Annotated in this window: 23 protein-coding genes; 14 read left to right on the top strand and 9 right to left on the bottom strand. The window is 70.5% G+C overall.

From position 1 onward, the window contains the following. Nucleotides 1-102 precede the first annotated feature (102 nt). The gene (locus ACFO60_RS36440; RefSeq protein ID WP_380850464.1) at nucleotides 103-348 is read left to right on the top strand and encodes a hypothetical protein; all 246 of its coding nucleotides are present in this window, start codon (nucleotides 103-105) and stop codon (nucleotides 346-348) included. Between the two features lie 160 nt (nucleotides 349-508). Here ACFO60_RS36440 and ACFO60_RS36435 read toward each other — a convergent pair whose 3' ends face one another. Continuing rightward, nucleotides 509-802: a Dabb family protein gene (locus ACFO60_RS36435; RefSeq protein WP_380850461.1), complete on the bottom strand. Its 294-nt coding sequence runs from the start codon at nucleotides 800-802 to the stop codon at nucleotides 509-511. Between the two features lie 16 nt (nucleotides 803-818). Between ACFO60_RS36435 and ACFO60_RS36430 the strand changes: the two genes are divergently transcribed. Next, nucleotides 819-1,022 carry a hypothetical protein gene (locus tag ACFO60_RS36430; RefSeq protein ID WP_380850458.1) on the top strand — a complete coding sequence of 68 codons (204 nt, stop codon included), beginning with the start codon at nucleotides 819-821 and terminating at the stop codon, nucleotides 1,020-1,022. A 28-nt stretch (nucleotides 1,023-1,050) separates the two neighbouring features. On the opposite strand, the gene ACFO60_RS36425 is transcribed toward ACFO60_RS36430, so the two are convergent. From ACFO60_RS36425 to pdhA, 3 genes are read right to left on the bottom strand one after another with little or no spacing between them, the layout of a single operon-like run. After that, nucleotides 1,051-2,562, bottom strand: a complete 1,512-nt coding sequence (locus ACFO60_RS36425) for a dihydrolipoamide acetyltransferase family protein (protein ID WP_380850455.1) — start codon at nucleotides 2,560-2,562, stop codon at nucleotides 1,051-1,053. Nucleotides 2,563-2,570: 8 nt separating this feature from the next. After that, on the bottom strand, nucleotides 2,571-3,545 hold the full coding sequence (locus ACFO60_RS36420; RefSeq protein WP_380850452.1) for an alpha-ketoacid dehydrogenase subunit beta: 975 nt from the start codon (nucleotides 3,543-3,545) through the stop codon (nucleotides 2,571-2,573). Beyond that, on the bottom strand, nucleotides 3,542-4,642 hold the full coding sequence (gene pdhA, locus ACFO60_RS36415; protein ID WP_465269897.1) for a pyruvate dehydrogenase (acetyl-transferring) E1 component subunit alpha: 1,101 nt from the start codon (nucleotides 4,640-4,642) through the stop codon (nucleotides 3,542-3,544). Before pdhA ends, ACFO60_RS36420 begins: the two co-directional genes overlap by 4 nt. 339 nt (nucleotides 4,643-4,981) lie before the next feature. Between pdhA and purS the strand changes: the two genes are divergently transcribed. After that, entirely contained in the window at nucleotides 4,982-5,230 is a 249-nt protein-coding gene (gene purS / locus ACFO60_RS36410; RefSeq protein WP_380850446.1) for a phosphoribosylformylglycinamidine synthase subunit PurS, read from the top strand. 172 nt (nucleotides 5,231-5,402) lie between these two features. Next, complete coding sequence (locus ACFO60_RS36405; protein ID WP_380850445.1) at nucleotides 5,403-5,843, top strand: ATP-binding protein; 441 nt, start codon at nucleotides 5,403-5,405, stop codon at nucleotides 5,841-5,843. A gap of 173 nt (nucleotides 5,844-6,016) precedes the next feature. On the opposite strand, the gene ACFO60_RS36400 is transcribed toward ACFO60_RS36405, so the two are convergent. After that, nucleotides 6,017-6,424 (bottom strand): winged helix-turn-helix transcriptional regulator, encoded by a 408-nt coding sequence (locus tag ACFO60_RS36400; protein WP_380850442.1) that lies wholly within the window; start codon nucleotides 6,422-6,424, stop codon nucleotides 6,017-6,019. Nucleotides 6,425-6,506: 82 nt separating this feature from the next. Between ACFO60_RS36400 and ACFO60_RS36395 the strand changes: the two genes are divergently transcribed. Continuing rightward, the gene (locus ACFO60_RS36395) at nucleotides 6,507-7,397 is read left to right on the top strand and encodes an NmrA family NAD(P)-binding protein (RefSeq protein ID WP_380850439.1); all 891 of its coding nucleotides are present in this window, start codon (nucleotides 6,507-6,509) and stop codon (nucleotides 7,395-7,397) included. Between the two features lie 15 nt (nucleotides 7,398-7,412). Here ACFO60_RS36395 and ACFO60_RS36390 read toward each other — a convergent pair whose 3' ends face one another. The 3 genes from ACFO60_RS36390 to ACFO60_RS36380 form a co-directional block, all read right to left on the bottom strand. Continuing rightward, nucleotides 7,413-8,717: a helix-turn-helix domain-containing protein gene (locus ACFO60_RS36390; protein WP_380850436.1), complete on the bottom strand. Its 1,305-nt coding sequence runs from the start codon at nucleotides 8,715-8,717 to the stop codon at nucleotides 7,413-7,415. Between the two features lie 233 nt (nucleotides 8,718-8,950). After that, nucleotides 8,951-9,106, bottom strand: coding sequence for a hypothetical protein (locus ACFO60_RS36385; protein WP_380850433.1), 156 nt, complete (start codon nucleotides 9,104-9,106; stop codon nucleotides 8,951-8,953). A 149-nt stretch (nucleotides 9,107-9,255) separates the two neighbouring features. Beyond that, nucleotides 9,256-10,239, bottom strand: a complete 984-nt coding sequence (locus tag ACFO60_RS36380; RefSeq protein ID WP_380850430.1) for a hypothetical protein — start codon at nucleotides 10,237-10,239, stop codon at nucleotides 9,256-9,258. 220 nt (nucleotides 10,240-10,459) lie between these two features. Between ACFO60_RS36380 and ACFO60_RS36375 the strand changes: the two genes are divergently transcribed. From ACFO60_RS36375 to ACFO60_RS36345, 7 genes are all read left to right on the top strand, one after another. Continuing rightward, complete coding sequence (locus tag ACFO60_RS36375) at nucleotides 10,460-10,804, top strand: hypothetical protein (protein ID WP_380850427.1); 345 nt, start codon at nucleotides 10,460-10,462, stop codon at nucleotides 10,802-10,804. A 64-nt stretch (nucleotides 10,805-10,868) separates the two neighbouring features. Continuing rightward, nucleotides 10,869-11,168: an ATP-binding protein gene (locus tag ACFO60_RS36370; RefSeq protein ID WP_380850424.1), complete on the top strand. Its 300-nt coding sequence runs from the start codon at nucleotides 10,869-10,871 to the stop codon at nucleotides 11,166-11,168. 232 nt (nucleotides 11,169-11,400) lie between these two features. After that, entirely contained in the window at nucleotides 11,401-12,084 is a 684-nt protein-coding gene (gene purQ, locus ACFO60_RS36365; protein WP_380850421.1) for a phosphoribosylformylglycinamidine synthase subunit PurQ, read from the top strand. Between the two features lie 43 nt (nucleotides 12,085-12,127). Further along, the gene (gene purL, locus ACFO60_RS36360; RefSeq protein WP_380850418.1) at nucleotides 12,128-14,383 is read left to right on the top strand and encodes a phosphoribosylformylglycinamidine synthase subunit PurL; all 2,256 of its coding nucleotides are present in this window, start codon (nucleotides 12,128-12,130) and stop codon (nucleotides 14,381-14,383) included. A gap of 252 nt (nucleotides 14,384-14,635) precedes the next feature. Further along, a complete protein-coding gene (locus ACFO60_RS36355) occupies nucleotides 14,636-17,122 on the top strand; it encodes an adenylate/guanylate cyclase domain-containing protein (RefSeq protein WP_380850414.1) in 2,487 nt (828 codons plus the stop codon). A 123-nt stretch (nucleotides 17,123-17,245) separates the two neighbouring features. Beyond that, nucleotides 17,246-17,920 (top strand): Crp/Fnr family transcriptional regulator, encoded by a 675-nt coding sequence (locus tag ACFO60_RS36350; protein WP_380850411.1) that lies wholly within the window; start codon nucleotides 17,246-17,248, stop codon nucleotides 17,918-17,920. Nucleotides 17,921-18,069: 149 nt separating this feature from the next. Then, complete coding sequence (locus ACFO60_RS36345) at nucleotides 18,070-19,575, top strand: MFS transporter (RefSeq protein ID WP_380850408.1); 1,506 nt, start codon at nucleotides 18,070-18,072, stop codon at nucleotides 19,573-19,575. Here the strand turns inward: ACFO60_RS36345 and ACFO60_RS36340 are convergent. Beyond that, nucleotides 19,572-20,234, bottom strand: a complete 663-nt coding sequence (locus ACFO60_RS36340) for a TetR/AcrR family transcriptional regulator (RefSeq protein WP_380850405.1) — start codon at nucleotides 20,232-20,234, stop codon at nucleotides 19,572-19,574. The two genes, ACFO60_RS36345 and ACFO60_RS36340, sit on opposite strands and share 4 nt — an antisense overlap. Nucleotides 20,235-20,324: 90 nt before the next feature. Between ACFO60_RS36340 and ACFO60_RS36335 the strand changes: the two genes are divergently transcribed. After that, complete coding sequence (locus tag ACFO60_RS36335) at nucleotides 20,325-21,746, top strand: MFS transporter (RefSeq protein ID WP_380850402.1); 1,422 nt, start codon at nucleotides 20,325-20,327, stop codon at nucleotides 21,744-21,746. A gap of 207 nt (nucleotides 21,747-21,953) precedes the next feature. Further along, nucleotides 21,954-23,030, top strand: a complete 1,077-nt coding sequence (locus ACFO60_RS36330) for a L,D-transpeptidase (RefSeq protein ID WP_380850399.1) — start codon at nucleotides 21,954-21,956, stop codon at nucleotides 23,028-23,030. The last annotated feature ends 94 nt before the right edge of the window (nucleotides 23,031-23,124 follow it).

Below are 23,124 nucleotides of genomic sequence, written 5' to 3'. Positions count from 1 at the left end.
AATCGTGCTGGAAGGGCGCCGAGATCGGTAGTGTTCCGCGCGCGGCTGGGTATTACCCTGCCGCGTAGCGTTCTATACCGAACACGAGTCCCGGAGGTCTGGATGGGCATCGGGGTCAGTATCTTCTTTCTGACCGTCGGGGCGATTTTGAAGTTCGCGATCGATCCCGACGTGCTGGGCAGCTCGGTGCACATCGACATCATCGGCGTCATCTTCATGATCGTCGGCGTTGTGGGGCTGCTGCTGAGCTTCTTCCTCATGTCCCGCCGCGGCGCCATCTCCGAAGGCGAGTACCCGGATCACCACGACTACCCCGATCACCGCGAGAACCACCCGCCCACCGTCTGACCTCGCCGCCCCGCGAGCCGCTCTTGGCCGACGGCGCCGCACCGCCTCACGGCCGTGCCGCACCGCCCGCACAGGTTCGTGCGGGCGCCGCCTCATGACGCCGTACGGCACCGCCTCACAGGCTGTGCGGCACCGCCTCACAGGCCGTACGGCAACCGCCTCACAGGGTGTACTGCACCGCGGACCGGGAGGCGAGGATCGGCCGGATGACGTCGGCGATGACCGCCCGGTGCACGGGGTGGTCGCGGTAGACCAGGTAGTCCTCGACCGAGTCGAAGTCGGCCACGACGACGAACTCGTGGTTGCCCGGGTTGATGCCCGCGTCCCTGCCGACCTCGTAGCGGCGGATCTCCGGGATCGCCACCGGCAGCTCCTTCAGCCCGGCCTCGACCTCGGCCTTCTGCTCCTCGGTGGTGCCCGCGACCCAGGTGAACATCACGACGTGCCGGAACATGATCTCTCCTTCAGCGATGGCAGACCGCCAGCGTAAGGCCAGGCCGGACAAGGCACGCGAGCGGCCCGCGGTCGACGCCGCGCAGGGGCCCGCGGTCGACGCCGCGCAGGGGCCCGCGGTCGACGCCGCGCAGGGGCCCGCCGCCCGGCCGCCACCGCCTGGCGGGCGCCCCGCGGAGCCCGCTCACCCCCGCAAGGCGGCGGGCGCCGTCCGGGGGTGAGCCGCCGGTTCCCGGCGAAGAAGGCCGATCAGCTCCAGGCGAGCATGCGCAGAGGATCCTGGAGCATCGCGCCCACGTCGCGCAGCACGTACGAGCCGACTTCGCCGTCCACGACGCGGTGGTCGAACGACAGCGCCAGCGTGGTGACCTTGCGCGGCACGATCTGGCCGTCCACCACCCATGGCAGGTCGCGCACCTGGCCGAACGCCAGGATCGCCGCCTCGCCCGGGTTGAGGATGGGAGTGCCCGCGTCCACGCCGAACACGCCCACGTTGGTGATCGTGATCGTTCCGCCGGTCAGGTCGGCGGGGGTGCACCGCCCCGACCTGGCCTTCTCGGTCAGCTCGCCCAGCGCCCCGGCCAGCTCGGGCAGGGACATCGCCTGCGCCTCCTTGACGTTCGGCACGATGAGCCCGCGCTGCGTGGCCGCGGCGATGCCGAGGTTCACATACCGCTTGACCACGATCTCCTCCCCCGTCCAGGTGGAGTTGATCAGCGGGTGCCGCCGGACGGCCGTGAGCAGCGCCTTGGCGACCAGCAGCAGCGGCGAGACCTTGACCTCGGCGAAATCGGGCAGCTCGCGCAGCCGCCGTACGGCGTCCATGGTGGCGGTCACGTCGACCTGCAGCCACTCGGTCACGTGCGGGGCGGTGAAGGCCGAGGCGACCATGGCGGCCGCCGTGGCCCTGCGCACGCCCTTGACCGGGATGCGCTCCTCCCGCTCGCCTGCGGCCAGGCCGGCGTACTGGGAGGGTGCGACGCCCGGGACGGCCGGGACGGCCGCGGGCGCCGCGCCCTCGGCGGCCGCGTGCACGTCGTCCCGGGTGATCGAACCGCTCGGGCCGGTGCCGGTGAGGGCGGTGAGGTCCACGCCGAGGTCTCGGGCCAGTTTGCGCACCGGGGGCTTGGCCAGCACCGCGACCCTTCCGGGCGCGTGCGTGGCCGGCGCGGAGGCGGGCTGGTCCGGGACGAGCGAGGCCGGAGCGGGCTGAACGGGTCGAACGGGCTGCGCCGGAGCGCCCGGGGCCTGCGCCCCCTGGGCCGTGGAGGCGGCGCCCGGGGACGTCTGGGCGGAGGACTTGCGGGGACGGCGGGTGGTGGCGCCCGGCTTGACGCCGTATCCGACCAGCACCGGCTGGCGCGCCGGGGCGCTCGCGGGCAGGCTGGGGATCATGTCGTCGGCCAGTGCCGCCGCGCGCGACACCGGACCGCCCTCGGCGGGGGCCGCGGGAGCGCCGGGGCCGGAGACGGCCGGGGCGCCGGTGCCCGCGGAGGCGCCCGCGGAGGCCGCGGGGCCGCCCTCGCCGTCGTCCACCGCGATGATCGGGCGGCCGACGTCGACGGTCTCGCCCTCGGCGGCCATGAGGGAACTGACCACGCCCTCGAAGGGGCAGGGCAGCTCGACGACGGCCTTGGCCGTCTCGATCTCCACGATCGTCTGGTTGATCTCGACCTGGTCGCCGACGGCGACGTGCCATTTGACGATCTCGGCCTCGGTCAGGCCTTCACCGACGTCGGGGAGCTTGAACTCGCGAAGCACAGCCCCTCCTAGAAGGCGAACGTACGGTCGACGGTGTCCAGCACCCGGTCCAGGTCGGGCAGGTAGTCGTCCTCCAGCCGGGACGGCGGGTAGGGCGTCGAGAAGCCTCCGACCCGCAGCACGGGCGCCTCCAGGTTGTAGAAGCACGCCTCGGTGACGCGCGCGGCCAGTTCCGCGCCGAGCCCGGAGAAGACCGGCGCCTCATGGGCCACCACGCAGCGGCCGGTGCGCCGTACGGACTCGTAGATCAGGCCGGTGTCCAGGGGGTTGAGCGAGCGCAGGTCGATGACCTCCAGCGAGCGGCCCTCCTCCTCGACCGCGGCGGCGGCCTCAAGGCAGGTCTTCAGCATCGGGCCGTACGCCAGCACGGTCACGTCGGTGCCCGGGCGCACGGTCTGGGCGCGGTCGAACGGCATCGGCTCCGCGTCCCGGTCGACCTCGGCCTTGTCCCAGTAACGCCGTTTGGGCTCGAAGAAGATGACCGGGTCGTCGCACCGGATCGCCTGCTGGATCATGTGGTAGCCGTCCACGGGGTTGGAGCACGCCACCACGCGCAGGCCGCCGGTGTGGGTGAAGTACGCCTCCGGCGACTCGCTGTGGTGCTCGACCGCGCCGATGCCGCCGCCGCAGGGGATGCGGACGACGATCGGCAGCCGGAGCTTGCCGAGCGAGCGCAGCGGCATCTTGGCCAGCTGCGTGATGATCTGGTCGGCGGCGGGGAAGACGAACCCGTCGAACTGGATCTCGCACACCGGACGGTAGCCGCGCAGCGCGAGGCCGATGGCGGTGCCGATGATGCCGGACTCGGCGAGCGGGGTGTCGATGACGCGGCTCTCTCCGAAGTCCTTCTGCAGCCCGTCGGTGACCCGGAACACCCCGCCGAGCTTGCCGACGTCCTCGCCCATGATGAGGACCTTGTCGTCGTCCTCCATGGCGGTGCGCAGGCCCTCGTTGATCGCCTTGGCGAGCGTCAGCGTGGTCATCGCTCGCCTCCCTCGAAGCTCGCCAGGTAGGCGGCGTACTGTTCGCGTTCCTCGGCCAGCAGCGCGTGGGGCTCGGTGTACACGTTCTCGAAGATCTCCAGCGGGTGGGGGTCGGGCATCTCCAGGCAGCGCTTGCGGACGTCCCGGCCGAGGTCGGCGGCCTCGGCCTCGATGGAGTCGAAGAAGTCCTGGTCGGCGAACTGGTTCTTGAACAGGTACGCCTTGACGCGCTCGATCGGGTCCTTGAGCTTCCACGCCTCGAGCTCCCCCGCCACGCGGTAACGCGTCGGGTCGTCGGAGGTGGTGTGGGCGCCCATGCGGTAGGTGAACGCCTCGATCAGCATCGGCCCCTGGCCCTCGCGGGCGTTCTTCAGCGCCTGCCGGGTGACGGCCAGGCAGGCGAAGACGTCGTTCCCGTCCACACGGACGCCGGGGAAGCCGAACCCGCTGGCCCGGCGGTACAGGGGGATGCGCGACTGCTTCTCCAGGGGCTCGGAGATGGCCCACTGGTTGTTCTGGCAGAAGAACACGACGGGAGCGTTGAACACCGACGCCCAGATGAACGACTCGTTGACGTCGCCCTGGGAGGTGGCCCCGTCGCCGAAGTAGACGATCGTCGCGGCGTCGGCGCCGTCGCGCTGGATGCCCATGGCGTAGCCGACGGCGTGCAGGGTCTGGCTGCCGATGACGATCGTGTAGAGGTGGAAGTTGTGCTCGGCGGGGTCCCAGCCTCCGTGGTTGACGCCGCGGAAGAGCCCGAGCAGGTTCACCGGGTCGACCCCGCGGCACCAGGCCACGCCGTGCTCGCGGTAGGTCGGGAAGGCCATGTCCACGTCGGTCAGGGCGCGCCCCGAACCGATCTGGGCGGCCTCCTGCCCGAGCAGTGAGGCCCAGATGCCGAGTTCGCCCTGTCGCTGGAGGGCCACGGCCTCCTTGTCGACACGCCGCACCAGGACCAGGTCGCGGTAGAGGCCGCGCACCTCCTCCGGCGTCAGGTCGATGTCGTAGAGGGGATGCTCGACGCGCTCACCTTCCGGGGTGAGAAGCTGGACGAGCTCGGGGGGTGCCTCGGCACCACCAGAGGCGTCGAATGTCACGTGCCGCTCCTGTGCGTTCAGGGCCATGCTGATGGGATCACCATCGAGGTTCGGCCAGTTGACACGGGTCCATACCTACTGGTGGCGGTACGCCCGCGTTTGGGGACATGGTGGCAGACATCACAGGCCATTGCGCAAGACCGGCCACCTCGTCTTCCACACTTCTCCCGTTCCCGATGCGCCCTGTCGCACACCATTCCACGCCCCAGTGTGCAGCTAGGGGGCCCAGCACCCCAGCCCGGGCCGGGGACAGGCGACGGAGCCCGCACCCGTTAGGCTTGTCCCGCCGGACCAGGCCGGACCCGAGTGGGGAGCCGGCGGCACGAACAGGGGGTACACGTGGCACGCGTCATCGTCGACGTCATGCTCAAGCCGGAGATCCTCGATCCGCAGGGGCAGGCGATCGCCCGGGCGCTCCCGCGGCTCGGCTTCTCGGGCGTCGCCGAGGTGCGGCAGGGCAAGAGGTTCGAGGTCGAGATCGACGGCCCGGCCGACGAGGCGGCGCTGGCGGACGTCCGCAAGATGGCCGAGACCCTCCTCGCCAACACCGTCATCGAGGACTATTCTGTGCGGGTCGAGGCGGAGTAAGGCTCCCCCACCTTCAGCCCCAAAGGCGGACAAATCACGCATAAGGGAGATTGGGTTGGGTCAGAAAGCAAGCGTCTGACCAACAGTAAATAACAACAGCGTGATTCTGCGGTTAGCCCTGATTCTCCGGGGAACCTCCCCCACGTGACTTTCGGCGTCGCGGAGGAGTCCGGTGGATATTGAGTTCTCGTTGGCCTTGCCGCGGGATGCCATGGGCATCCCGATGGTCCGGCGGGTTCTGGGGGACACCCTCCGCTGCATCGGCGTCACCGAAGCCTGCGTGTCCGACGTGCTCCTGGCCACCTCCGAGGCCTGTGCGAACGCCGTCCGGCACGGCGGGCCCTCCAAGCGCTACGCGGTGACCGCCGCCATCGGCCAGGGTCGCTGCGAGCTCCGCGTCGCCGACAACGGCCTCGGGCTCGGGGCCATCCCCCGGCAGTACCCCTCGGGCGACGCCGAGCACGGACGCGGCATCCTCATCATGCAGTCGGTCGTCGACGAGATCTCCTTCGACATCACCCCCGGCAACGGCACCACCGTCTGCCTGCGCAAGGAACTCGACTGGGACGAAGACTGGCTCGCCACCCACGACCGCGAACTCACCGCGGTCTGACCTCACCTCCGGCCCAGCGGAACAACGCACCACGCCACCCGCGGCGCCCCCGATCGTCCCCACCCAGCAGGACGGTGCGCCGCGCCATCCGCGGTGCCCCCATCCTCCCCACCCGCCCGGACGGTGCGCCGCCCCGACCGCCGCGTCGCGGACGCGGCGGCGCGGCATGACCGTCACTCGTGCTCGGCATCCCACCGGTCGCGAGCGGCGGCGATGGCCTCCTTGTTCGCACGGGACCAGTCCGCCAGAACGAACGCCGTGTCGGCGAGGCCGCGTCCCATGTCGGTGAGGCGGTATTCGACCTGCGGCGGGATGGTCGGGTAGGCGGTCCGTTCGACGAAGCCGTCGCGGCACAGACGCTTGGTGGTGACGGTCAGCATCCGCTGCGAGAGCCCCGGGATGGCCCGATGGAGCTGATTGAAGCGCCGGACGCCCTTCGACAGCTCGACGAGCACCAGTACGGTCCAGCGGTCGCCGAGCCTGTCCAGGACGTCGCGGATCCCGCAGTCGTCATCTCCACATGGGCCTAAGGGCACGGCGTCTGTGAGCTGGGAGGTGACCGTGATGTTCGTGGCTGACATCAAAGTGCCTTCTTCCTGCTCCGCAGGGTCACGCGGATGCTTGGTGTCGTTTCCTTTCGACACCAACACGGGGAGCGCACCGATGATTCTCGTCACAGGCGTTTCAGGCGCACTGGGTGGCCTGATATTCGAAGGACTTGCAGAACTGGAAGGACTGGAGGTGGTCGCGGGCACGCGCACCGGCGACGGTTCGGCCGCCCGCCGGATCGACTTCGACGATCCGGAGACTCTGGCGGAAGGTCTCCGGGACGTGGACACACTGGTGTTCATCTCCGCCGGCTACGCGGAGGACGACATCGTGATCGCCCGTCATGACGCGGTGGCGGAGGCGGCCACCGCGGCGGGCGTACGGCACGTCATCTACACCAGCCTGGCCGGCTCGGGTGACCTGATGACCATCGCGCTCCCGCACCGCTGGACCGAGGCCCGCCTGGCCGCCGCCCCCTTCGACGTCACCGTTCTGCGCAACGGCCTGTACACCGAGATCGTCCTCGGGCTCGCCACGGAGGCCGCCGCGTCCGCGGCCACGACCGGCGTCTTCGCGGCCGCGCTGGGTTCCGGCCGCGTCTCCGTCGTCGACAGGCGGGATCTCGCCGACGTGGCGGTCCGCGTCGCGGCCGAGACCGAGCGGGACCTGATCTCAGGCCACCGCAGCCGCCACGCGGGCAGGGCCTACGAACTCGAGGGCCTGGTCGCGATCGGCGGGACGGAGATCGCGGAGGCGCTGACACAGGCGCTCGGCCGGAAGGTCGGCTACCGGAGCCTCTCCCTCTCGGAGACGCGGGCGGCCCTGGCCGCCGGCGGTGGCCTGGAGCCGTACCAGGTCACCCATACGCTCTCGCTCTTCTCCAACGCCAAGGCCGGCGTCCTGGAAGCTCACCACACCGACCTCATCGAGCTCCTCCCGACCACCCCCCGCCCCGCCCACGACCTGCTCGTCACGACCTTGCGGGCCCGGGCGGGGATGCCCTAGTAGATCCGACTCTCTTCAGCCACCTCGGACGGGTTCGACTGCCAGCACCTTTCGAAACTCGGCAACGGAGGGGCGATCCCGCTGGTCGCGCGGTACGGCACGGAGCACGATGTGCCCCGTTTCGGTGATATGACGGACTCGTTGGCTGGGCTTGAGCGCGTCGATTGTCGTCGCCGCCTGGTGCATCCCGTCATCGATTCCACCTTGGACGACTGTGCACAGCGCCCGATGGAGGTCAGCGTTGACCGGGTGGATGTAGCTCCGATTGTGCTTGAGCACATTGCTACGGGCGGTTTCCGCCGCCAACTCCTGGCCCGCAGCGGCGTACACCCAGCTCTCGGTGAAATAGATGCGGTTCGGCGTCCAGAAGCCGTAGTAGTCCGGGGCGAAACCCTTGTCAGCGGTTTCATGCAGGCTGTGCAACGTGTCGAGCGCCTGGTCGTGCCTGCCGAGCATGGACAAGGCCTTGGCCTCGGTGGTCATCAGATCGGCATCCGGATCTTGGGTGAGCTGCTGGGCGCGACGTACCAACTCGAGTACGGCCTGGGGGGACCGCTGGCCGTACAAACCGTGCCCGGCCTCCTCGCATCTGACCAACAGGCGAAGAGCCAGGTCACCAGAGAGGTCCGCGGCCTGCCGTGCGGTGCGCCACCAGCGCATCGCCCCGCCGTGATCGTCCATATAGGTCAGGACAATGGCGTGCAAGGACGCGAGCACCGCCATGCTGCGTTGCAGCTCGATCTGGTCGGCCGGGGTGGCGGTGTCCAGTTGGCGGCGCAGCGCGTACAGATCGATGATCAGATCGGTGGCGACCTGCGCCGGGGGCCGGGTGCGTAGCGCGTGCAGGTGGTCGGCGCAGGCCAGGTCCCAGTCTTCGAGACTGCGGTGCTCCTGCCCGAGGGAGATGTCGAGCAACTGGCGCAGGGGTTCGCCGGAGATTCCCAGGCTGCCGAGCGTGCCAAGGCCGGCGAGGAACTGGAGGGCGGCACGGCGTTCCATGTCGTCATCTCCGTTGCAATATGCGGAGTTTCCGCGATATCTACCCGCATTCCGCTGCTCCGACTCGGCGGCATCAAGTCGCTCCAGCGTCGCGTACAACGCGGTCAGGATGCCCTGCGCCCCGTACACCTGGTCAAGGCGCATGATCATGTCCGGCGGGGGCACCCGTTCGCCGCGTTCCCACTTGGCCAGGTTGGAGAAGTCGGTGTACATCTGCTCGGCCGCCCGCCGCAGCCCGAGATTCGGCCTGCTCCCACGACAGTGCCGCATCACCGCACCGAACAGGCACCAAGGTGAGGCGTGCGGGTCGATCGCGCTCATGACACCCCCGCGACCATGGGCTCCGGAATGGCCACGCATGACCATTCCGTCACCCCTCCACCATTCAGTCACTATTGATAATCGCATCACTTCGAAGAGTAGCCATGTGAGATCGCGAAACCGCCACTGATTTCCGTGCCGTCAGACCACCTATCAAGCAGGGCGGTCAACATGACTCCTCGACGCCGCTACGCAGCCGGCGACTTCCACTGGTCAGAACATCTCATCGACCATCAGGCCAGCAGCTCGTCGGTGGTCGCGACGGCGCATGCGCGCAGGAGCCACTTCTCGAGCTGTTCCTCGTCCCGGCAGGACGTGATGCGCTCCCGCTGCTCCTCGGAGATAACCAGGCCACGCCCCTTCAGTACCAGCGGAAGAGACTTGGCCATGCCCCTTGCTCGCGCCTCCGCTCGCGCCTCCGCGCGACCCTCCGCGCGACCCTCCGCGCGACCCTCCGCGCGACCCTCCGCGCGACCCTCCGCGCGCCCCTTGGCGCGGATGGCGGAGACGTAGGGGTCGGGGTCTTCCTTGGCGCCCATCAGGCCAGCAGCTCGTCGGTGGTCGTGACGGCGCTCGCATGCAGGAGCCACTTCTCGAGCTGGGCGGCGTCCGCCGACGAGATGCGCTCCCGCTGCTCCTCGGAGACGGCCAGGCCACGCCCCTTCAGCACCAGCAGAATGGACTTGATCTCCCCCCTGATCTCCCCTTTGGTCTCGCCTTCGGCCAGGCCCTCCGCGCGACCCTCTTCGCGCCCCTCCGCGCGCCCCTCCGCGCGACCCTCCGCGCGCCCCTCCGCGCGCCCCTCCGCGCGACCCTCTTCGCGGCCCTCTTCGCGGCCCTTGGCGCGGAGTTCCGAGATGTAGGGGTAGGTTCTGGTGGCCATCAACGTCCTCCAAATGTCTCGTGCGCGTCCCCTGCCGAGCCCGGATTCGGTGAACTCGGCCAGGCCGACGGCCTCTTGCTCGTCGATGTCGCGGAGTGCGTCGGACAGTACTTCGAGTATCGCATTCGCCTGCTGTGACCGTGCGTGTACGACCGCTGACAGGATGGCGAAGTGGATGTCCGCGGCCGCCAGGTCCCGGTCGAGAATGGCCCGGACGTTGGTAGGGCCGAGCACCAGAGGGGTGACGGTCAGGGTGTCCCACTCGGGCAGGCCGACCGCATACGTCTTTTCGGCCCAGCGTGCGGTGGCAGCGCTACGGCAGGTGACGATGAGCAGCACGTCACACTTGTGGATGTCGTGCAGGTGGGCAACATAGCGCGCCCATCGGCGACGCTTCTCATCGGACTTGTTGGTCTGAGATTCGATGGCGACGATCACCTGTCTGTCGGGATAGTGCAGCATCAGCAGGGAGTCGACCCAGCGGGAGACGGGTTCCAGGTCGGTGAGGTCGACGTTCATGATCTCGACCTTGACCGGGTCGGGGACGGGCATGCCCAGTTCGTTGCGCAGGACGCGAGAGAGCAACTCGGTGCGTCGCTGGAAGATCCGGTGCAGTGCCTCGTGCGGAGAAGCAGGCATGGCGGAAAGTTACCATCTGATTACTCAGAGCATGCACGCGCAGGCCCCGGTCCCTGTGGTCTTGCCGCGTGACCACACCGGACCACGCCGTTGTCCTTCCATGACCTCCGGTCACCGTTCACGATGACGCTGCTACAGCTCGTAGTCGTGAAACGGCGGGACCCGCAGACGATGGCAACGCCACGCGGGTCCCCGCTCAGGAAGTAGGTCCTGACCTGTGATGGAGCCTAAAAGCCTGTGGCGCCTGTTCGGGCGGCGTCGCGGCAAGCGGATCGGCCGGCACGCTCTCGGACGGCCGTATGTCGAGGTCGAACGCGTCGATCACGGTACCCCCGACCTGGCCGAGCGCGCCGCCGCCGTCCTGCTGGATCGGATGGAGCCGGCCTGGACGATCATGTACGGGCCGTGGAGCCGCCGTTTTCACGCCCTGGCGCTGTACCCGACCCCGGAGCCGCTGGTCGTCGAGGCCCGCACCGCTCAGGATCTCCTGAGCCGGATACGCCAGGCCGAGCAGGAGTGGGTGCTCCACTCCCCGTCACACCCCCCGGTCCTGGCCGCCGCCTGAACGGCCCCGCCCCGCCCCCGCCTCCGCATCTCCCACCAAGGACACCCGACGCCATGAGCCCCCTGTGCCGAGAACCGAGACCGCCGCCTTCCCGGCCACCGGCACGTCCGTGGCCGAGGCCCGCCGCTGGCTGGGCAAGATCCTGGACGGTCATCCCCGCCGCGACGACGCGGTGCTGCTGATCTCGGAGGCCGCCACGAACTCCCTCGCGCACATCGACTCCGCGGTCATCCGCGTCGCCGTGACGATCGAGGAGAACGACGACGTGCGCGTCGAGGTCGCCGACGACGGTGGCGCGACCGTCCCGAGCGTCCCCGCCCAGCACGGCGACGACCCGACGGCGTCCGGCCGGGGATCCGCCTGATCCGGGCCCTGTCCACCCGCTGGGGCTACACCGAGGACCATCCCCGCCACATCCTGTGGTTCACCCTCTCCGCGTTCCCGGTCCTGGCGACCTCTCCTTCGTCTACCTGCGCGACGGAGGTCGCCGGATCGGCCGCTCGGGGGCAGCGGGTAACCTGAGGTGTACCGCCGCAGACCGCCGTCGATGATCCGAGACGTCGGCGCGGCGCTCGCATGTGGAGGGGTACGAGACCATGGGTGCTGCCCGTGTGGGCGTGGTCACTTTTCCCGGAACTCTTGACGATCAGGACGCGGCGCGGGCCATCAGGCACGCGGGCGCAGAGGCGGTCCCGCTGTGGCACGCCGACCGCGACCTGAAGGGCGTCGACGCCGTATTCCTGCCCGGCGGGTTCTCCTACGGTGACTACCTTCGCTGTGGGGCCATCTCCCGCTTCGCGCCGCTGATGGACGAGTTGATCCCCGCGGCGCGTGCCGGACTGCCGGTCCTCGGCACCTGCAACGGCTTCCAGATCCTCTGCGAGGCGCACCTTCTGCCCGGCGCGCTCACCCGCAACGAGGGCCTGCACTACGTCTGCCGCGACCAGCGCGTCCTGGTGGAGAACGCCGCCACTGCCTGGACGGGCGACTACGCCTCCGGCCAGGAGATCCTGCTGCCGGTCAAGCACGGCGAGGGCCGTTATGTCGCCGACGCCGCGACGCTCGGCGCCCTGGAGGCCGGCGGCCAGGTCGTCTTCCGCTACCTGGGCGGCAACCCCAACGGCTCGATGAACGACATCGCGGGCATCTGCAACGAGGCCGGCAACGTCGTCGGCCTCATGCCCCACCCCGAGCACGCCGTCGAGGAGCTGACCGGCGCCCCCAGCGTGGACGGGCGCGGCTTCTTCACCTCGATCCTGAAGAAGTTCGTGAACCTGTGAAGCCACGACCGGAGCCGGCGCGAGCGACGCGCGAGGAGAACACATGATCGACTCTGTCAAGCGGGCCACCGAGTCCCCGGACGAGCCGCAGCCGTACGTCGAGCTCGGTATGAAGGCCGACGAGTACGAGCGTGTGCGGACGATCCTCGGACGCCGGCCCACCTCCTCCGAGCTGGCCATCTACTCGGTCATGTGGAGCGAGCACTGCTCCTACAAGTCCTCCAAGGTGCACCTGCGCCAGTTCGGCACCAAGGCCCCCGCCTCCGAGGCGCTGCTGGTCGGCATGGGCGAGAACGCCGGCGTGGTCGACATCGGCGACGGCTGGGCGGCCACCTTCAAGATCGAGTCGCACAACCACCCGTCCTACGTCGAGCCCCACCAGGGCGCGGCCACCGGCGTCGGCGGCATCGTCCGCGACATCATGTCGATGGGCGCGCGGCCGGTGGCGGTCATGGACGCCCTGCGCTTCGGGGCCCTGGACGCCCCCGACACCCGGCGGGTGCTGCCGGGCGTCGTCGAGGGCGTGGGCTCCTACGGCAACTGCCTCGGCCTGCCCAACATCGGCGGCGAGCTCGCCTTCGACCCCTGCTACATCGGCAATCCGCTGGTCAACGCGCTGTGCGTCGGCCTGCTTCGCAAGGACCAGATCAAGCTGGCCACCGCACCCGGCCCGGGGAACAAGGTCGTGCTGTTCGGCGCGCGCACCGGCCCCGACGGCATCGGCGGCGCGTCGGTGCTCGCCTCGGCCACGTTCGAGGACGAGTCGCACGCCAAGCGCCCCGCCGTGCAGGTCGGCGACCCGTTCATGGAGAAGCTCCTCATCGAGTGCTGCCTGGAGCTCTTCGAGGCCGACGTGGTGGTCGGCATCCAGGATCTCGGCGCCGCCGGGGTGTCCTGCGCCACGACCGAGCTCGCCGCCAAGGGCACCGGCGGCATGAGCGTCGACCTCGGCCTCGTCCCGCTCCGCGACCCCTCACTCCTCCCCGAGGAGATCCTGATGAGCGAGTCGCAAGAGCGCATGATGGCCGTCGTGACCCCCGAGGACATCGACGCCTTCATGGCGATCTGCGCCAGGTGGGACGTCCCGGCCACGGTGATCGGCGAGGTCACCGACACGGGCCGGCTGGTGATGACCTGGAAGGGCGAGGTCATCGTGGACATCCCGCCGGGCACCGCGGCCGACGACGGCCCGGTGTACGAGCGCCCGTTCCACGAGCCGCAGGGCCAGTCCGCGCTCAACGCCGACGACCCCGCGCGGCTCGAGCGGCCCGACGACCTGCGGGCGACGCTGCTCACGCTGCTCGGCTCGCCGAACCTGGCCTCCAAAGAGTGGGTGACCTCGCAGTACGACCGCTATGTGCGGGGCAACACCGTGCTGGCCATGCCGGCCGACGCGGGCGTGCTGCGCATCGGCGAGGTGATGCCCGGAGCCGAGGAGACCGACCGCGGCATCGCCCTCGCCACCGACGGCAACGGCCGCTACGCCAAGCTCGACCCTTACGCCGGCGCCCAGCTCGCGCTGGCCGAGGCGTACCGCAACGTGGCGGTCACCGGGGCGCGTCCGCTGGCGGTGACCAACTGCCTGAACTTCGGCTCCCCTGAGGACCCCGAGGTGATGTGGCAGTTCGCCGAGGCCGTGCGCGGCCTCGCCGACGCCTGCAAGACGCTCGGTGTGCCGGTGACCGGCGGCAACGTCTCCTTCTACAACCAGACCGGCTCCACGGCGATCCACCCGACCCCGGTCGTGGGCGTGCTCGGCGTGCTGGACGACGTCCGCAAGCGCGTCCGTCACGGGTTCACCGCCCCCGGTCTGAAGATCGTCCTGCTCGGCGACACCCACGCCGAGTTCGGCGGCTCCGAGTGGGCGTACGTGGCCCACGGCCACCTGGGCGGGCTGCCCCCGGCGGTCGCGCTGGAGGCCGAGCGCGCGCTGGCCGGCGTCCTGGTCGAGGCCGCGGGCCGCGGCCTGATCGAGGGCTCCCACGACGTGTCGGACGGCGGCCTGGCCGTCGCCCTGGCCGAGGCGTGCCTGGCCCGCGGCGTGGGCGGCACGGTGCAACTCCCCGGCGACGACGCGTTCGTCGACCTGTTCAGCGAGTCCACGGCCCGGGTGCTGCTCGCCGTGCGGCCCGAGTCCTACGAGGAGCTCGCCGACCTGTGCGCCCGGCGCGAGGTGCCCTCCTACTGCATCGGCCTGACCGGTGGGTCCGCGCTCAAGGTCGAAGGCGTGCTGGAGGTTCCGGTGGACGAGTTGCGCGGCGTCCACGAGGCGACGCTGCCGGCGGTCTTCGCGTCCTGACGGTCGCGGCCAGGCGGTGGATCCCCCACAGAAGATCCACCGCCTCCGTGACCTGAACCGGTCATCCATTAAAGGGATAAATGGGACCAGGCCCCGCCAAACTAACCGAAGTTTCGGGCATACCTCTGCATACCCGCAGCTCAGTTCGATCTCGATATCTCCCCCGCCGACACCTCCATTCGCCGACGGCGCTGACTGACGGGATAATCGGCACGTTCGGGGGGAACTCGACTGGCTGATGCGGAGGCAACGATGCCGTCGAACGATCACACGCGCGCGTCCACCGAGTCCGAGGCGGAGGCGGACACCGTGCCCGATCACGTGACGCCACCGCGGACGCCGGCCGGCGCCTCCGAGGCCCCGGCGGGGCCCGAGACGGAGCCGGGTCACGACAAGCCGGGTAAGGACAAGGCGGGGCAGGACGAGCCGGGTCAGGAAAAGGCGCGTCGGGACGAGCCGGGTCAGGACGAGGCAGGTCAGGAGGAGGCGGGTCCAGGCGACGCCGCTTCCGAGACGGTGCTGTTCGAGAGGGTCGGTCCGGCGGCGACGCCGATCCCCAGGGCGACCGCGAGGACGACGGCGGCACATGAGCCTCGAACGGCGCCTGGACCCTCCGGCGGGGCTCCCGCACGGACTTCGGGGTCCCAGGCGACCACCACGGAGGAGGGACGCTCCGCAGGGGAGGACGACGCCGGGGCCGGCGTGGACGACGGCCTCGCGTTCTCGCCCTACCTGCCGCCCGCGACACACCCGGTGCGGGGCATCGTGTGGGCCCTCCACCTGGCCGTGCCGCTGCTCGGTCTGTGGCTGCTGCTCGCCTTTCCCGCGCAGCTCAACATCCGCTGGGAGCACCCGCCGAGCCACTTCTGGCTGATCGTGCTGGTGGCCGGCGTGAACGTCGTCCTCGGCGTGATGATCAGCCAGGCCGCCACCCGGCACAAGGACGCGCGCCTGCTGCTGGTGTCGCTGGTCTTCCTGAGCAGCGCCGGCTTCTTCCTGCTCCACGGCCTGTCGACGCCGCGGATCATCCTCGCGACCGGCAGCTACGGCTTCGACATCGGCCAGCCGGTCGGGCTGATGGTCGCCTCGGTGCTGGCGTTCGCCTCGTCGCTGCCGCTGAGCGAGCGCGCGGCCGCGGCCGTCCTTCGAAGCGGCGACCTGCTGCGGGCCGGCCTGGTCGTCGTCCTGGTGGTGTGGGGCGCTGCCTCGCTCGTCGAGGGCCTGACCCCGCTGAGCGCGCCGCCGCCGCCCGGAGGCGCCACCATCGGCGTCTTCTCCTGGATCGGCGCCGCCCTGTTCGCCCTGTCGGCCATGCTGATGTTCCGCATCCACCGCCGCAGGCCCTCGGCGATGCTGGTGAGCCTGATGACCGCGTACGCCCTGCTCAGCGAGGCCATGGTCGCCGGTTTCTTCCGGCCCAACTGGCTGCTGTCGTGGTGGGAGTGGCACCTGCTGCTGACCGCGGCCTTCGCGTTCGTCGCCTACAGCGCCTACATCCAGTTCCGCCGCGAGGGCTCCAGCCAGGGCCTGTTCGACTCGGTGACGCTGGCGGCGACCATCCGCCGCATCCAGGGGCAGTACGACCAGGCACTGGAGGAGCTCGTCGGCCACCTGCGGCGCATGGGTGAGAGCGGCACGGGCTCGCGCGCGCCCGTCGCGCTGCGCCTGGCCGGCAAGTTCCGGCTGAACGAGGGCCAGGCGGCGGTGCTCGACCGCGCCGGGCAGGCGCTGGCGGCCGAACGCGAGCTGTCCGTGCGGCTCGGCGCGCTGGTCGACGTCGGGCGTCAGGCGCGCGTCGGTCTCGGAGAGGACGCCCTGCTCACCGGGGCGCTCGAACGCGTCCGCGAAGCCTACGGGGACGTGCACATCGGCCTGGTCTCCCACGGCGCGATCACGCTGGGCGGCCGCGCCTACGGCGTGGACGAGTTCAAGGCCACCGAGACGCTCGGCGGCGACGGCAGGGTGATCCACCCGCTCACCGTCAAGGGCGTGGTGGCCGGGGCGCTGGAGGTCCCCGTGGGCACGACCAACCAGGACGAGGCGCTCGCGGCGACCCTGGCCAGCCAGCTGTCGATCGCGCTGGAGAACGCCCGCCTGTACCGCGAACTGGAGACACTGTTCCGCCAGTACATGTCGCCCGACGTGGCGGCGTCCCTGCTCGCCGATCCCGACCAGGCGGCGCTGGGCGGCTCGATGGTGGAACTGACCGCGCTGTTCGCCGATCTGAAGGGCTTCACCTCCTTCTCCGAGCGGGTGTCGCCCGGCGAGATAGTGGAGATGCTGAACCGGTACCACACCGCCGCGGTGCCCTGCATCCTGCGGCATGGCGGCACGATCGTGCAGTTCGTCGGCGACGCGCTGCTGGCGCTGTTCAACGCCCCGGCGTCGCAGGCCGACCACGCCGCGCACGCCGCGCGCGCGGCGCTGGAGATGCAGGCCGCCGCCGAGGAGATCGCCGCGGGCAACCCCGGCTACCCGAGGTTCCGCATCGGCATCAACACCGGCCTCGCGCTGGTGGGTAACATCGGCAGCCCGGAGCTGCGCGGGTTCAACGCGATGGGCGACGCCGTCAACGTGGCGGCGCGCCTTGAGGCGATGGCCGAGCCGGGCACGGTCGTCATCGGGGCCACCACCCGTGAGCAGATCGGCGCCGGCGCCGAGGTACGTTCGTTGGGCGAGCTCAGCCTCAAGGGCAAGACGCGACGCGTCGAGGCGTTCGTGCTCTCGGCGCTCGGCTGACCGCCGTGCGCCGCGAAGCGGTACAACTACGCGAACCCGCGGTGCGCGTAGCGGGAAAACGACCGTGACCGTGCCGGGGGCGCGCGGCATGATACGAGCGTTGCCCCTCACTCTGGAGGAACGATGACGTCCACGTCAGCCGCCGAGCCGGGAGAGTTCCTGTCCCTGCTCACCAAGGACGAGGCCGACGACCTGTGCGCCGCCGGCCGCAAGAGGCGGTGGGATCGCGGCGCGACGGTCATGAGCGAGGGCGACACCTCCGACTGGGTCCTCGTGCTGACCTCCGGCCGGGTCAAGGTGTCGTCCTACACCGCCGGCGGCACCGAGGTCGTGCTGGCCATCCGCGGTCCTGGGGCGCTTCTGGGAGACATGTCGTCCATCAGCGGCGAGCCGCGCTCGGGCACGGTGACCGCGCTGGAGGCCATCGAGGGCGTCGTCGTCCGCGACTTCTCCGGCTTCCTGCACGATCACGGCCGGGTGGCGGTGCTGCTGCTGGAGATGGTCGTGAGCAGGCTGCGCGACTCCGACCGCAAGCGGGTCGAATACGGAGCGTTCGACACGACCGGACGGGTGGCGACCCGGCTGGTGGAACTGGCGGAGCGGTTCGGCGAGCCCACCAACGGCGGTGTGCGGGTCGCCCTGCCGCTGTCGCAGGACGAGCTGGCGGGCTGGACGGGCGCGTCGCGCGAAGCGGTCAGCAAGGCGCTGCGCTCGCTGCGCGACCGCGGGCTGATCGAGACGGGCCGGCGCCGGGTGATCGTCTACGACCTGGAAGGCCTCCGCAAGCGCGCCCGCTGAGGGGAGTTCGCTGCTTGCTTGGCCTCGCTTCGCTCGGCGGCTCGGGGCGCCCTTGAGGCGGCGCCGGCTTGGCCTCGCTCCGCTCGGTGGGGGTTAGGGCGGGCATGGTGGGATAAATCAGGACGTACGGCGTACGCCAGACTGGGGGAATGGTCGCCCACCCCGTCGACAAGGCCACGACCCTCATCCCCGGAACCCCCGAATACGCCGAGAGGCTCCGCTATGCCTGGCGGGTCTGCTCGGTCACCAGCCTCGGGCTCGCGCTCATCGGCGTCAACGCGAGCACGCTCAACGTCGCCCTGCCGGCGGTGGTGCGCCATTTCGAGGCCGGCGCGTTCGCCGCCTCCTGGATCCTGCTGTCCTACCTGCTGGTCAACACCGCGACGCTGGTCTTCTTCGGCCGGGTGGCCGACCTGCTCGGACGGCGCGAGGTCTATCTGGCCGGGTTCGCGCTGTTCACCCTGTGCTCACTGCTGGCGGGCCTCTCGCCCGGCGTCGAGTTCCTGATCGCCATGCGGGCACTCCAGGCGCTCGGCGCGGCGATGATCCTCGCCAACGGCACCGTCATCATCACCAACGCCTTCCCTCCCGACCGTCTCAGCCAGGGCATGGGCGTGTACATCGGCACCCTGTCGGTGGCCCAGCTCGCCGGGCCGACTCTGGGCGGGCTCATCGCCGACACCGCCGGCTGGCAGTGGGTGTTCTGGGGGAACGTCCCGGCCGGGGTGGTCGCGCTGGTCTGGGGATGGGCGACGCTGCGCCGGGTGCCCGCCGCCGAGCGCACGCCGGTGGACGCGGCCGGCAACCTCATCGTCTTCGCCGCCCTGTCGGCCGCGCTGATCGCCCTGTCGGAGGCCGGCTCGCGCGGCCTGTCCAGTCCGGTCGTGCTCGTGGGCGCGCTGGTCTTCCTGGCGCTGGTTCCGCTGCTGGTCGTCGTCGAGCGGCGCGCGTCCCACCCGGTGCTCGACCTGCGGCTGTTCGGCGAGCGCATGCTGACCTTCGCCAACCTCGCCTCCTTCTGCACCGCCCTGTCACGGTCGGCGCTGGTGCTGCTGGTCGCGCTGTACTTCCAGGCCGCGCGCGGCTTCGACGCCTTCACCGCGGCGCTCGCCGTGCTCCCCGTGCCCATCGGCATGGCGGTCGCCTCGCCCCTCGCCGGCGCCCTCGGCCGCCGCGTCTCCCCCTACCTGCTGTCGGTCGGCGGCTGCGCGTTCAACCTCGCGGGGCTGCTGTGCCTGATGCTCTCGACCGGCTCGGCGACCCCGTACTGGATCATCGCGGTCGGCCTGTTCCTCGCCGGGTGCGGGAACGGGACGTTCCTCACCGGCAACACGACCCAGGTCATGAGCGCGTTGCCGCCGGAGAGCCTCGGCGTGGTGAACGGCTTCCGGCTCATGATCATGAACGTCGGCATCGTGCTCAGCGTGGCGACGACGCTGACCGTGCTGAGCAGCGCGCTGTCGCCCGAGCTGCGCGGCCTGGTCTACGCCGGCACGCTGTCGCGCCTGTCCCCGGTGGCGGTGGAGCAGCTCATGTCGGGATTCCAGCGGACCTATCTCGTGCTCGCGACCGTCGCGCTCGCCGGCGTCGTCACCGCCGCCTGTGCCCGCCCCCGCCGCCCGGCGGGCCGCGCCGCCGCCGAGCCCTCGCTCTAGACCCGTTCCGGGCGCGCGGCCAGGGTGTGGATGCCGCCCAGGAGCAGGTCGACGCCGAACCTGAAGTACTGCTCGAGATCGACCGGCTCGGCCAGCGTCGCGCCGTAGCAGATCATGCGCGGGTAGCGGTCGCCGGGCATCGACTCGAGCCTCACCCTGCGCAGGCGGCGCTCCTCGGCCTCCGCGGGCTCGCCCGACCACCCGGGACAGCCCTTCACCAGGGCGGTCACGCCGTTGAGCAGGTAGGAGGAGATGGCGTAGGCCTCGCGCGGTGTGAACCCGGCCTCCGCGAGCACGTCGAGTGCGGCCTCCGTGGCCCGGTTGAAGCTCTCGAGGTCGAGTTTGTCCTTGACGGCGCCCAGCAGGTCGGGCACGCACGGGTTCTCGCGCATCGCCCGCACCACGGCCTCCACGAGCGCCCGTAGCCGCACCTGCCAGGGGTCGTCCGGCGAGAGATCGGCGGTCACGCCGCGCAGGACGTGCTCGGCGAGCGCCGCCATCAGCTCTTCCTTGTTCTTGAAGTGCCAGTAGAGGGCCATCGGGGTGACCTTGAGCCGGCCCGCGAGCCGGCGGATCGTCACCGCCTCCACGCCCTCTTCGTCGGCGAGCGCGAGGGCCTGCTCGACGACCGTCTCCCGGGTCAGCTTCTCGTTGGCCACTTGACAACTATACGACGTACAAGGTCTGCTGTACGACGTACATGTACGCGGTACATGTACGTCGTACAAGTGATTTGCGGAGGAGGAACCGTGCAACGTCGTTGGTGGGCACTCGTGGCCGTCTCGCTGGCCACTTTCATGACTTATCTGGACAACAACGTGGTCAACGTGGCGCTCCCGACCATCCAGCGGGAGCTGGGCTTGACGATCTCCGGTCTTGAGTGGATCGTCAGCGGGTTCATCCTGGTCTTCGCCGGCCTTCTCATGGTCGGCGGCCGGCTCGCGGACGTGTTCGGGCGGCGGCGGGTGTTCCTGGCCGGCCTCGCGCTGTTCACGCTGGCCTCGGCGGCGGCCGGCCTCGCCGGGGACGGCACGACGCTCATCCTCAGCCGGGGCGTCCAGGGAGTCGGGGCGGCGTTGCTGGCCCCGTCGGCGCTGGCGCTGATCTCGGTCACCTTCCCCGACGCCCGCGAGCGCGGGATCGCGGTCGGCGTGTGGAGCGCGATCGGCGGCCTGGCCCTCGCCCTCGGCCCGCTGACCGGCGGATTCATCAGCGAGAACTGGCACTGGGGCTGGATCTTCCTGATCAACGTGCCGATCGGCGCCGTCACCATGGCCCTCGGAGCCTGGGCCATCGGGCGCTCGGACAGGCCGGCCCGCCGCCGGCTGGACCTCCCCGGCCTGGCGGCGTCGTCGGTCGCGCTCTTCGCGCTCACGTACGCGCTGATCGAGGGGAACGGCGAGGGCTGGACCTCGGCCCCCATCCTCGCCGCCTTCGCGCTCGCGGCGGCGGCGGCCGTGACCTTCGTCCTGCTGGAGTCGGGCGCCCGGGAGCCGATGCTGGACCTGTCGCTGTTCCGCGACCGGATCTTCAGCGGCGGCACGCTCGCCATGGGGCTGTGGGCGTTCGGCGTCTTCGGCATCTACTTCTTCACGGCGCTGTGGCTGCAGAACGTGCTCGGCTTCTCCCCGACGGAGGCCGGCGCGGCGTTCGTCCCCATGGCCCTGCTCATGGTCGCGCTCGCGACCGTCGCCCCGCGCATCGCCGCCCGCGTCGGGACCGCCGCGACCGTCGCGTCCGGGCTCGGCCTGATGGCCGTCGCGATCGCCGCGATGTCGACCATCGGGCGGCACGGCACCTACGCCGGCCTGTTCCCGTGGCTGATGCTGTACGGCCTCGGAGCGGCGATGCTCGTCCCGCTCACCAACGCCATCCTCGGCACGCTTCCCGAGGCGCGCGCCGGCCTTGCCTCCAGCGTGCTCAACGTCTCGCGCGAGGTGTTCGGCCTGCTGGGGGTGACGGTGCTCGGCGCCGTCCTCAGCGCGCGGTCCAGCGCGAGCGCCGCCGAGGGGGCCGTCCCGATCACGGCGTTCCTGGACGGGTACCGGCTCGCGCTGATCGTCGCGGCGCTGATCGTGGCGGTCGGGGTGCCGGTCAGCCTCGTGTCCCTGCGAACCCGCCGGGCGGCCGCCGAGATCGCTCCGGAACCCGTACCCGAACCGGTCGCCTGACGGCTCCGACCGGCCCCTGAGCTGGACCTGAGCCGGATCCGCAGATCGGCCGGGCAGCCGGCCGGCCCGGCCGCTCAAACTCGCCGGTAGGCATCGTTGCCCACTCGTTATCGGCTGTTCGCGCACATAACGCGCTTTCCGGGTGTCTCACATAAGGAACGCATCGGATGACACCCGGAGCGAAGCACGTATATGAAGGAGTAGAGCGTGAACCCCCTGAAGCGGACGGCCCCCGCGTTACTGGCGATCGCCGCCCTGGTCAGCGCGGCGGCCTGCTCGGCGGACCCGCCAAGCGCACAACCCGCGCCGGGCAGGGGCGCCACCGACACGAGCGTCCGGCAGCAGGCGACGGCCGGCGCCCCCTCACCGGCCGCGACACCGAGCTCCAGCACCCCGGCCAGGGCCGCGGGCGCCGCCATGAGTCCGCTCAAGGCGCCGCTGCGCATCGCCGACATCACGCCGATGGGCGAGAAGGTGGAGAAGATCGGCGTCGGCTTCCCGATCATCGTCACCTTCGGCCAGGCGGTGAAGAACAAGGCGGCCGTGGAGTCGGTGCTGCAGGTCCAGGCCGAGAAGCCGGTCGAGGGCGCCTGGCGGTGGATCTCCGACCGCAAGGTCGTGTACCGCACCCGGACCTACTGGAAGCCGCACCAGAAGGTGCTCTTCAGGGCCCTCCTGTCGCAGATCCCCGGGAACGAGTCCGCCAAGGACGTCAGCCGCCGCTTCGCCGTCGGCGCCGCCAACATCTCGGTGGTCGACACCAAGAAGCACGTCATGAAGGTGCGCCGCGACGGCAAGCTGGTCAAGACCATCCCGATCAGCGCCGGCCGCGGCGGCCTGGTCAGGAACGGCGTGGATGTCTACCTGACCACCACCGGCGTCCACCTGGCCATGGGCAAGAAGCCGGTGGAGACCATGACGTCCGGCTGGATGGGCGTCACCGACCCCAAGGACCCGCTGTACTACAAGCTGGAGATCCCCTGGGCGGTGCGCATCTCCGACAGCGGCGAGTACGTCCACCAGAGCGCGGGGGCCTACCAGTTCCTCGGCAGGTCCAACCAGAGCCACGGCTGCGTGCGGGCCACCCCCGCCGGCGCCAAGTGGTTCTACGGCATCGCCCAGCGCGGCGACGTCGTCCAGGTCACCGGCACCAAGCGCAAGCTCGACTGGCGCAACGGCTGGAGCTACTGGCAGCTCACGTGGAACCAGTGGAAGAAGGGCAGCGCCCTGCCCACCGCCGTCCCGACGCCCACGCCCACCCCCACCGAGGACGAGGTGGGCTGACCGGCCGGGACTCGGCGGCCCTGGCCGCCGTTCCGCGTGCTTCTAGAGTGGACCCGGGCGGACCCGGACGGCGCTCGCGGTGAACGGCCGCGGA

Origin of the sequence: Sphaerisporangium dianthi (genome assembly GCF_042654065.1) — a bacterium.
GTDB lineage: Bacteria > Actinomycetota > Actinomycetes > Streptosporangiales > Streptosporangiaceae > Sphaerisporangium > Sphaerisporangium dianthi.
Note: the sequence above shows the minus strand (reverse complement) of the source record. Positions and strands in the feature narration are given on the sequence as shown.

Coding starts and splice junctions, on each gene's coding strand:
- ACFO60_RS36440 (WP_380850464.1), top strand. CDS start 103: ATGGGCATCGGGGTCAGTATCTTCTTTCTGACCGTCGGGGCGATTTTG.
- ACFO60_RS36435 (WP_380850461.1), bottom strand. CDS start 802: ATGTTCCGGCACGTCGTGATGTTCACCTGGGTCGCGGGCACCACCGAG.
- ACFO60_RS36430 (WP_380850458.1), top strand. CDS start 819: ATGGCAGACCGCCAGCGTAAGGCCAGGCCGGACAAGGCACGCGAGCGG.
- ACFO60_RS36420 (WP_380850452.1), bottom strand. CDS start 3,545: ATGACCACGCTGACGCTCGCCAAGGCGATCAACGAGGGCCTGCGCACC.
- ACFO60_RS36400 (WP_380850442.1), bottom strand. CDS start 6,424: ATGTCAGCCACGAACATCACGGTCACCTCCCAGCTCACAGACGCCGTG.
- ACFO60_RS36395 (WP_380850439.1), top strand. CDS start 6,507: ATGATTCTCGTCACAGGCGTTTCAGGCGCACTGGGTGGCCTGATATTC.
- ACFO60_RS36390 (WP_380850436.1), bottom strand. CDS start 8,717: ATGAGCGCGATCGACCCGCACGCCTCACCTTGGTGCCTGTTCGGTGCG.
- ACFO60_RS36385 (WP_380850433.1), bottom strand. CDS start 9,106: ATGGCCAAGTCTCTTCCGCTGGTACTGAAGGGGCGTGGCCTGGTTATC.
- ACFO60_RS36380 (WP_380850430.1), bottom strand. CDS start 10,239: ATGCCTGCTTCTCCGCACGAGGCACTGCACCGGATCTTCCAGCGACGC.
- ACFO60_RS36375 (WP_380850427.1), top strand. CDS start 10,460: ATGGAGCCTAAAAGCCTGTGGCGCCTGTTCGGGCGGCGTCGCGGCAAG.
- purQ (WP_380850421.1), top strand. CDS start 11,401: ATGGGTGCTGCCCGTGTGGGCGTGGTCACTTTTCCCGGAACTCTTGAC.
- purL (WP_380850418.1), top strand. CDS start 12,128: ATGATCGACTCTGTCAAGCGGGCCACCGAGTCCCCGGACGAGCCGCAG.
- ACFO60_RS36355 (WP_380850414.1), top strand. CDS start 14,636: ATGCCGTCGAACGATCACACGCGCGCGTCCACCGAGTCCGAGGCGGAG.
- ACFO60_RS36350 (WP_380850411.1), top strand. CDS start 17,246: ATGACGTCCACGTCAGCCGCCGAGCCGGGAGAGTTCCTGTCCCTGCTC.
- ACFO60_RS36345 (WP_380850408.1), top strand. CDS start 18,070: ATGGTCGCCCACCCCGTCGACAAGGCCACGACCCTCATCCCCGGAACC.